This is a genomic window from Deltaproteobacteria bacterium, assembly GCA_009929795.1.
Lineage (GTDB): Bacteria > Desulfobacterota > Desulfovibrionia > Desulfovibrionales > Desulfomicrobiaceae > RZZR01.
The window spans coordinates 37,397-43,473 of record RZZR01000007.1; the positions used below are offsets into that span (position 1 = coordinate 37,397).

The 6,077-nt window shown below is 60.5% G+C and carries 8 protein-coding genes; all 8 read right to left on the reverse strand.

The window, feature by feature from the left end; all coding sequences use genetic code 11:
* Positions 1 to 8: 8 nt before the first annotated feature.
* Complete coding sequence (locus EOM25_01895) at positions 9 to 887, reverse strand: hypothetical protein (GenBank protein ID NCC23943.1); 879 nt, start codon at positions 885 to 887, stop codon at positions 9 to 11.
* Positions 887 to 1,423, reverse strand: a complete 537-nt coding sequence (locus EOM25_01900) for an NAD(P)H-dependent dehydrogenase/reductase (protein ID NCC23944.1) — start codon at positions 1,421 to 1,423, stop codon at positions 887 to 889. The genes EOM25_01895 and EOM25_01900 overlap by 1 nt, the downstream gene beginning before the upstream one ends.
* 14 nt (positions 1,424 to 1,437) lie before the next feature.
* Entirely contained in the window at positions 1,438 to 2,166 is a 729-nt protein-coding gene (locus EOM25_01905) for a zinc ribbon domain-containing protein (protein NCC23945.1), read from the reverse strand.
* Between the two features lie 9 nt (positions 2,167 to 2,175).
* Positions 2,176 to 3,351: a pyridoxal phosphate-dependent aminotransferase gene (locus tag EOM25_01910; GenBank protein ID NCC23946.1), complete on the reverse strand. Its 1,176-nt coding sequence runs from the start codon at positions 3,349 to 3,351 to the stop codon at positions 2,176 to 2,178.
* 13 nt (positions 3,352 to 3,364) lie between these two features.
* Positions 3,365 to 4,564: a 23S rRNA (cytosine(1962)-C(5))-methyltransferase RlmI gene (locus EOM25_01915; protein NCC23947.1), complete on the reverse strand. Its 1,200-nt coding sequence runs from the start codon at positions 4,562 to 4,564 to the stop codon at positions 3,365 to 3,367.
* A 166-nt stretch (positions 4,565 to 4,730) separates the two neighbouring features.
* Positions 4,731 to 5,213 carry a hypothetical protein gene (locus EOM25_01920; protein NCC23948.1) on the reverse strand — a complete coding sequence of 161 codons (483 nt, stop codon included), beginning with the start codon at positions 5,211 to 5,213 and terminating at the stop codon, positions 4,731 to 4,733.
* A 34-nt stretch (positions 5,214 to 5,247) separates the two neighbouring features.
* On the reverse strand, positions 5,248 to 5,622 hold the full coding sequence (locus EOM25_01925; protein NCC23949.1) for a hypothetical protein: 375 nt from the start codon (positions 5,620 to 5,622) through the stop codon (positions 5,248 to 5,250).
* A gap of 119 nt (positions 5,623 to 5,741) precedes the next feature.
* Positions 5,742 to 6,077, reverse strand: a 336-nt coding sequence (locus EOM25_01930) for an efflux RND transporter permease subunit (protein NCC23950.1), incomplete at its 5' end; no start/stop codon positions are given.

A 6,077-nucleotide genomic window follows, 5' to 3' on the forward strand; every position in this document is an offset into this window, starting at 1 on the left:
TTTCGCGGTCAGAATTCATACGAGATGTTCAGGCTTCCTCCCCAGCCGTTGTCGAGCCTATGCCGATCATGGGTCGTTCCGTCATTCTTGTAGACCACGAGTTTGCGCTGGAAGAGAAATTCCGGTCCGGCCGTGACCGTCAAACCTTCGATCGGAGCATAATCGGCCCAAAGTCCCAGACTCATGGTCTTGGTCTCCAGATAGCCGCCATCCTTGATAGGACTGCCGTCGGCCAGTCGATAGGTCAGCGTGTCCCATGCGTAGCGCAGCCGAGCCTGCCATTCGTCGTTCCATCTCCATGCCGCCTGGGTTCTGGGAAAGCCGAGGCTCAAGGAGGGCCCGCTCTGGGCGAACTGGTTCCAGTTGACCCCGACAAGAGGAAACGCCACCACGTTCACCTTGCTGGCCACGGCCATGGCCCCGAACATGGCCTGCCATTCCTGGTTCCAGAACCAGGTCAGAGCCCCACCTCCGGCCAGCCCCAGAGAACCGCTCGTCTGCTCTTCGAATCCGGCATAGACTCCGCCCAGGAGCATGTACCCCAAACGCTCGGAAAACATGCCATCGTACCGGGCCTTGAGCCCTACGCTATGAAGGTCGTTGACCGGATTCCTGCTCCGCTCGTCAAAGGGAAGCTTGTCCGTATCCGACCACCCGAGCGTCAGATGATCGTAGCTCAGGGTGAAATACTTCCATGTCAGTTCCACCCCGGCCGTGGTCATCTCCACTTCGCCCTCGTCGCCATTCAGTGCGGCCTTGGCCCGGTATCCTCCGGTGGCCTCGATCTTCCAGTCCGTGCCCTGACCTTGGGCCTTGGCCTGCCCAGCCGGAAAACCTAGAAAAAAGGCCGCCAGAAACACAACCGTGGCCAGTTTCGCTTTCGACATCATATTTCCCCGGTGTACTGTTCATTGTGGATGCGATCCCAGGCCAATTTGGAGGTATCATGACCGGGAAGAGCCCTGTCCGGTCTTCCGATGGCCACCATGGCCAGGACCTGGAGCCGGCCGGGCACGCCAATGGTCTCTCGGACGACGCTCTCAGCCAATCGGCCGTCGGCGTGGAAACGTTTACGGACCTGGATCCAGCAGGAACCCAGCCCCAGGTTTTGGGCCGATAGGTGGACAATCAGGGCGGCGATGGAGCAGTCCTCAATCCAGACATCGCAGCGGGCCTCGTCGCCGCAGATCACCACCCCCAAGGCGGCATCGGCCAGGAACGAGGCACCGTGGGCTTTGCATCGCGAAAGATCCCGCAACGTCTCTCGATTCTGGACGAAGACGAATTCCCATGGGTTCAGGGACCGCGAGGAAGGTGACCGAAGCACGGCCTCGCGCAAGATAGCCATCTCCTCGTCCGTCAAGGGCTCACCGGTATAGTTCCGCCCACTGCGGCGAGTCCGTAAGACCTCTATGAACTCCATGATTCTTCTCCTTTTCAGTCGAGCCAAAGATCCCGGGCCTCGCGAACCAGAACCGCCGCTCCCCAGACCAAAGCCAACAGGCAAAGCGCCGCTCCGAAAACATGGACGCCCAGTCCCAGGGCCTCAGCCTGATGCAGCAAGCCCCATTGCGTCAACAAAACATTCCAGTCGTGGTATCCAGGAACGTCCCGGCCGGTGACACCGCCCAGAAGCATCAGTTGCTGGACCCGGCCATCGGCCACGTACGGGGCCACGTCAAGCAGGCTTTCCCCGGCCCACCACAGGCCCACGACTGCCCCGAAAGCGTCCTCGGTCCTCAGAAGCAGGACTAGGCAGCAGACCAGTGGAACCAAAACCTGCATCAGACTCCCACCCAGCACGGTCATTGTCCGGCCTAGGGGGATGAAGACGATGTGCCCGGCCTCGTGAAAGACGAGGTTCACTCCATGGAGCCAGGACGACCCGGCCGTGTTTGAGGCCACCGGAGCCAAGACGAACAGAGCTGTCAAAACCAAGAGAACTGCCAGCAATAGGGCCCTCAGCGCCCAGGACACCGGGTTGACGTCAACCCTCTCAGGCATGAGGCGCCCCCAAAAGGAACTCCAGGCCCGGTTGTCGTTCCGGACTTGGGATTCGGCCTTCATTTCGGCCAGAAATTCCCTGTACCGGACAAACACGACGCCGCATCGGGGACACTCTTCCCGGCCTTCGGAAACCTGCGCCCGGCATTTTGGGCATTTCATGGACGTTCGTCAGATCCGCTCGAAATATCGGCCTAGCCTCTCCAATCCTTCCCGGATCCGGGCCAGGGAGTTGGCATAGGACAGACGGATGCAGCCCTCCCCGCCGGGGCCGAAATCCACTCCCGGAGTCACGCCCACTCCGGCCCGCTCGAGGATGTCCCGGCACAGGGCCAGGGAACTGCCTTTGAACTTGGCGGCCATTTCCGGCACGGGAATGAAGACGTAGAAGGCCCCGGTGGGCCTGGCCGGAAGATGAAAGCCCATAACCTGGAGGGTGTCGATCATGAAGCGTCGTCGCTCGTCGTAGACGGCCCGCATCCGGGCCACGTCCCGGGCGGCCTCCCGGAGGGCGGTCACGCCGGCCCATTGGGCCATGCTGTTGGCGCAGATGAACAGGTTCTGGGCCAGGCAGCGCATGGCCGAAACGGCCCAGTCCGGAACAACGACGTAGCCTAGCCGAAATCCCGTCATGGCGAAGGCCTTGGAAAAACCATTCAGGACAAAGGCCTGGTCGTCGAACTCCAAAAGGCTGCGCTCCTCGCCCTCGTAGATCAGCCCGTGATAGATCTCGTCGGACACAAGAATGAAGCGCCGATCCCTGGCCAGCCTGGCCAGGTCGGTCATGGTCTGGGTATCCAGAACCGTGCCCGTCGGGTTGGCCGGAGAGTTGACCACAACTGCCCGGACGCGACCGCCTTCGGCATCGAGCTTGACAATCAGGTCGGAAATATCGAGGCGGTAGCCCTTTTCGGGCCGAAGCGGCACGGTCACCGGCTCGCCTCCGGCCAGACGGATGAAATTGGCGTAGCAGGCGTACCCGGGGTCGGTGATGACCACCTTGTCTCCCGGTTCCAGCAGGGCCGTGAAAACCAGAAGCATGGCCGGTGACGTTCCCTGGGTGACAAATATCCGCCCAGGATCCAGGGCCAGGCCATGGGCCCCGCCGTATCTCCCGGCAATGATCTCCCGGAGTTCGATGATGCCCTGACTGTGCGTGTAGTGGGTCCGGCCCTCGGCCAGTGCCCGACAGGCCGCAGCCTTGATGCACTCGGGCGTTTCGAAATCGGGTTCGCCGATCTCGAGGTGGACGATGTCCCGGCCTTCGCGCTCCAAGGCGTGGGCCCGCTCTAGAATGTCCATGACCAGAAAGGAACTCGTTTTTGCGGCCCGGTCGCACACCTTCATGGCCGTATCTCCTTCAATCCACGGCCAGGACCAGGCCCTTGAGGTATTCACCTTCGGGAAAGGCCAAATCCACCGGATGGTCCGCCGCCTGGGTCATCCGTCCGACGATTCTCACCCGGCGGCCGGAATCCAGGGCCGCCCCGGCCACGATCTTTTGGAACAAGGAGGCGTCAACTAGGCCCGAGCAGGAAAAGGTGATGACGAATCCCCCAGGCCTGGCCAGACCCATGGCCAGCAAATTAATATCCTTGTATCCTCGTGCGGCCCGCTCCACGTGGGCCTTGGAGTCGGCGAACTTGGGTGGATCGAGAATAACCAGGTCGAAGCGCCGCCCCTCGGCACGATAGGCACGAAGTCGGCTGAACACGTCGGCCTCCTCGTACTCACTTGCTCCTAAAAACCCGTTCAGGTCCGACGAGGCCCGGCAGAGATCCAGGGCCTCGGCCGAGCTGTCGAGATGGACGACTCTCCCGGATCCGGCGGCAAGGGCGGCCAGGCCGAATCCTCCGCTGTAAGAAAAGCAATTCAGGACTTCCCCGCCGGAATGAACGAAACGCCCCATGGCCGCCCGATTCTCGCGCTGGTCGAGATAGAAACCGGTCTTGTGTCCCTTGCGGACATCCACCAGGAACCGTAACCCATTTTCCACGATCTCGATCCGTGCCGGAGGCTCCGCCCCGGCCAGCAGACCAGCCCGGGGCTGCAGGCCTTCCTTCCGCCGGACCTCGGCCTCGGACCGTTCATATATTCCGTCCCAAGGTCCGAGACCGGAAAGGCCCTCCACGACGGTTTCCCGCCAAGCCTCTGCCCCGGCCGAAAGAAACGAGACGACCAGAAAACCATCATAGCGGTCCACGACGAGCCCGGGCAGTCCGTCGGATTCGGCGTTAACCAGTCGAATTCCCGGAGCCTTGCTTGCGGAGACAAGGCCTGTCCTGGCCCGGACGGCAGCCTCCAGCCTGCGGCGAAAAAAGGCCGTGTCCACGGATTCCTCAGGATCGAAACTCCAGATTCGGGCCCGGATCTGAGATGCCGGAGACCAGGCCGCCCAAGCCAGAAAATTGCCCCGACTGTCGAGAACCCTGATGGTGTCGCCATGGCCGGGAATGCCCATGACCTCCTGTACGGCCCCGGAAAAAATCCAGGGATGTCTTCTGAGCAGGGATTTCTCCCGTCCGGCCTTGAGCCGGATCGAACAGACCTCGTTTTCCATGATCGCATTGTTCCTGGCTGTAATGTTAAGAAAACCTTATCTGGCAGTCCGTTCAAAAAACCCAAGCAAAAGGAGCAAAAAATTCAGTGTTGAATCGAAATTTTTTGGTGCGCAAATTCCTGAGCCTTTTGCGGTGACCCGAAAATTGGGATTCTTCAATAAATTGCTAAAGTTTGTAGCCGATGGTCCGCAGAAAATCCTTACGCTTGGATACATCGTCGTCAGTCTCGATTCCCTTGGGCGCGAACCCGTCGATGACCCCCACGATCCCTCGTCCCTGTGCCGTCTCGCAGACCACGACTTCCAGGGGATTGGCTGTGGCGCAATGGATGCGGGCCACCTCGGGAACGTTCTTGATGGTATTCAGGACATTGACCGGAAACATGTCCCTCATGAAAAGAATGAACGTGTGTCCAGCCGCCAATACCTGGGCGTTCCGAACAGCCAAATCCACTAGACCCTGGTCGGTGCCCGAACGTCTGACCAGACAATCTCCAGAGGCCTCGCAAAATGCCAGTCCAAACTTGGCCCCGGGCACCGTACCGACCATGGCTTCGTGGACGTCCTCCACAGTCTTGATGAAATGGGAATGGCCCAAGATGAGGTTCAGGGACTCGGGATTCTCGATGTGCACCACGGAAAGATTCATGGCCGTCCTCCTTGGAGGTTGCGGTTGTTTACAATCATTGGGGAATGACAGCGGGTTTCGGCTCCAATGCCGAAGGCAGCCGGGTCAGGCCCCCCAGAACGATCAATTCGTTGGCCCGGTCCAGAAGTCTATAGTTCACCTCCATGTCCACACCTATGAAAATCTCGGCATAATAGGTGTACCCGGCGACCAATTGAACACCGAGAGCGTTCTGTTTGCCGTCAACCTCCGAACTCATCAGATAGATACCCGGGGCCAAGTCGGCCACGGCATAGGTCCCCGGCCTGATCTCCGCCAGAGGGACCCGGTCCACGGCCAGCCTGGCCGTGACCTTGCTGGCCCGAACCGAGGGTCTCCACAGAACGCAGAACAGGGCCCGGCCCGGGGAGGGGTCCGGGAGAACCCGCATGGGCACCCCCATGGCCGGAGATGAGGACTCAGATCTCGACGACCCAGTTGTTTCACACCCGCAAAAAACCGCCATACAGACGAGGACGGGCAGCCATGTCCGCAAGGAAATCTTCATTGTCACGAGGCCTCCTTGGCCTCTTTTCCGCCCAGATCTTCAAAGCGGATGAAGAAGATAAGCAGGGCCGGAATGAGCAGGACCGTGAACACCGTGGACACGGCCAACCCGCCCAGGATGACGCTGCCCAGCCCTCGGTAGAGTTCCGAACCCGGACCCGGGGCCACAACAAGGGGGAGCATCCCGAAGATGCTCGTGAAGGCCGACATGAAAATGGGCCGGATTCGGGTTCTGACCGCATCCCAGACCGCCTCGCGATGGCCCATTTGCTGTTCGCGGACATTGTTCAAGCTCTGGTGAACGATGAGGATGGCGTTGTTGACCACCACCCCGATGAG

Excerpts from the sequence above, each read along its gene's own strand:
- EOM25_01920 (NCC23948.1), bottom strand. The coding sequence starts at position 5,213 with ATGAATCTTTCCGTGGTGCACATCGAGAATCCCGAGTCCCTGAACCTC.
- EOM25_01895 (NCC23943.1), bottom strand. The coding sequence starts at position 887 with ATGTCGAAAGCGAAACTGGCCACGGTTGTGTTTCTGGCGGCCTTTTTT.
- EOM25_01925 (NCC23949.1), bottom strand. The coding sequence starts at position 5,622 with ATGCGGGTTCTCCCGGACCCCTCCCCGGGCCGGGCCCTGTTCTGCGTT.
- EOM25_01900 (NCC23944.1), bottom strand. The coding sequence starts at position 1,423 with ATGGAGTTCATAGAGGTCTTACGGACTCGCCGCAGTGGGCGGAACTAT.
- EOM25_01910 (NCC23946.1), bottom strand. The coding sequence starts at position 3,351 with ATGAAGGTGTGCGACCGGGCCGCAAAAACGAGTTCCTTTCTGGTCATG.
- EOM25_01915 (NCC23947.1), bottom strand. The coding sequence starts at position 4,564 with ATGGAAAACGAGGTCTGTTCGATCCGGCTCAAGGCCGGACGGGAGAAA.
- EOM25_01905 (NCC23945.1), bottom strand. The coding sequence starts at position 2,166 with ATGAAATGCCCAAAATGCCGGGCGCAGGTTTCCGAAGGCCGGGAAGAG.